Below are 2,077 nucleotides of genomic sequence, written 5' to 3'. Positions count from 1 at the left end.
GATATGTACCGGTAACACCGAGTCCAATCGGTCCGATGCCGAGCGGCACTGTGGGACAGTGGATTCAACAGGCGCTGATAATCATGAAGGCACACGGCATGGACGTCAGCACGATCGACCCGCAAGCCATCGAGATCATCATCAAGCACGAGTCGAACGGCAATCCATACGCCAGGAATGGCTGGGATATCAACGCGAGAAACGGAACGCCGTCGATCGGTTTGATGCAGACCATCGGCCCGACATTCGACGGCAACAAGCTGGCGGGCTACGACAACATCTACGACCCGGTCAGCAATATCATCGCCGGTGTCAGGTACGCCATCAACCGATACGGTTCGGTCAGCAACGTGCCCGGTGTGCTTGCCGTACGCGCCGGCCGACCGTACGAACCGTACTGATGGCGTCGCCGAATCGGGATCCACTCGAACCCGACCCAGATGAAGTCCGCGACACCCGGGTGGGCGCGACAACCACCGCGCCTACCCGCCCAGCCAAGAAAGCCACACGGAACAACCCGGCCCGGATCCCACCGCCGGCATCGGCAGCCACCTCGGCCGCACCCGCACCCGCCGCAACCGCGGCCACCCGCGGCCCCGTCACACCGCTGCCTGCCGACCAATCCTCGGCCACAGCAGGATCGCCGGCTTTCGCACGACCCGATGCCGCCGCTTGGGCCGGTGCCCCCGCCGTCGCGGCCCCCGCGCTGGGAGCGCTCGCGGCGATCGCCGCCCAATACGGCGGCGGTGCGCCCACCGCCGACACCGGGCAGCCGTACCGGCCTCCCGATTTCCTATCGGGACGGCCGACCGGACCGATTGCGTGGGACGGCCTTACCGGATCGCACTATGCGGCGAACACGCAGAACACCGGTGGAAAAGTCGACGCCACACAAGCGTTGAATACTGAACTCGGACGTATCCTCGACGGCGCCGTCGACAACACCATCTACGGGCGCGCGGCCATGGGGTCGATCATCGCCGAGGTCAATACCGCACTGACGGCATTGGGCAGCGTCCAAGACACCGCCGCAGGCCGCAATCTTCTGATCGCCACCCTGGGCAACGCGTTGCAGCGTGCCGGAAATGTTCTCGGACAAGGACAGGCGGCAGCGGCGATCACCGCCGACCGGGTCGCCGCCCTGGCCGACCGATATTTGAAGGATTCGCGCCCGGCCAGACCACGCCCGTCGCGGCGCGCATCCCATCCCGATTCGCGCGGCCCCCGCAGCGGACCACCGCGCACCCGGCCCGCCGGGCAACAGGGACAATGGATCAACGAGGCCATGCACATCCTGCGTCAGAACGGCTACGACACACGTCAGATCGATCCCGCCGACATTGCCGCGATCATCCAGCACGAGTCCGGCGGCAATCCGAATGCGATCAACCTGTGGGACAGCAACGCCGCCGCCGGGATCCCGTCGAAGGGTTTGATGCAGACCATCGACCCGACCTTCAACTCGTATGCGTTGCCCGGGCATCGCGACATCTGGAATCCGGTCGACAACATCATTGCCGGCGTGCGCTATTCCATCGACCGTTACGGCTCGGTCGGCAATGTGCCGGGCATCGTGCAGATGCGCAGCGGCGGCGGCTACGTCGGATACTGACTCGGATTGCCCTGCGCCGTAGACGGTTACGTCGATCCGCACCGGCTACCGAATCGCTGGATCTTCGCTACTGCGTCCAACGGGTGGCACGGAAGTTATTGGGCAAGGGGACCGTTCCGATAGGCACTCTGGGGTTGGACGCCGCAATGCATTGGCCATTCCCGATGTACATGATGACGTGCCCGGGTAGTCCGTTCGACTCGAACGATTCCGCTGGGAAGATCAGGTCGCCAGGCTGAATGTCCGCCGGGTTGACCTGGGGCAGCAGCCGATACTGATCCTGTGACACCCGTGGTAGCTGGACACCCGCGGCAGCAGCGGCATATTGCATCAGGCCCGAGCAATCGAAGGAATTCGGGCCCTCGTCGCCCAGCACATAGGGCTTCCCGGTCTGGGCCAGCGCAACTTGAATCGCCCGCTGCGCGGCAGCCGAGCCGCCGGCGCTCCCAGCCGCTGCTGTGTAAT

Annotated in this window: 3 protein-coding genes; 2 read left to right on the top strand and 1 reads right to left on the bottom strand. The window is 65.0% G+C overall.

The genetic code is table 11. The annotated features are described in order from the left end of the window. Positions 1–401, top strand: a 401-nt coding sequence (locus tag ACLMAL_RS39450; RefSeq protein WP_412003741.1) for a transglycosylase SLT domain-containing protein, incomplete at its 5' end; no start/stop codon positions are given. Then, positions 401–1,612 (top strand): transglycosylase SLT domain-containing protein, encoded by a 1,212-nt coding sequence (locus ACLMAL_RS39445; RefSeq protein ID WP_412003740.1) that lies wholly within the window; start codon positions 401–403, stop codon positions 1,610–1,612. The genes ACLMAL_RS39450 and ACLMAL_RS39445, both read left to right, overlap by 1 nt. A gap of 67 nt (positions 1,613–1,679) precedes the next feature. Here the strand turns inward: ACLMAL_RS39445 and ACLMAL_RS39440 are convergent. After that, a partial coding sequence (locus ACLMAL_RS39440) for a C40 family peptidase (RefSeq protein WP_412003739.1) occupies positions 1,680–2,077 on the bottom strand: 398 nt, incomplete at its 5' end.

The organism is Nocardia sp. CWNU-33, assembly GCF_046764895.1.
Taxonomy (GTDB): domain Bacteria; phylum Actinomycetota; class Actinomycetes; order Mycobacteriales; family Mycobacteriaceae; genus Nocardia.
Note: the sequence above shows the minus strand (reverse complement) of the source record. Positions and strands in the feature narration are given on the sequence as shown.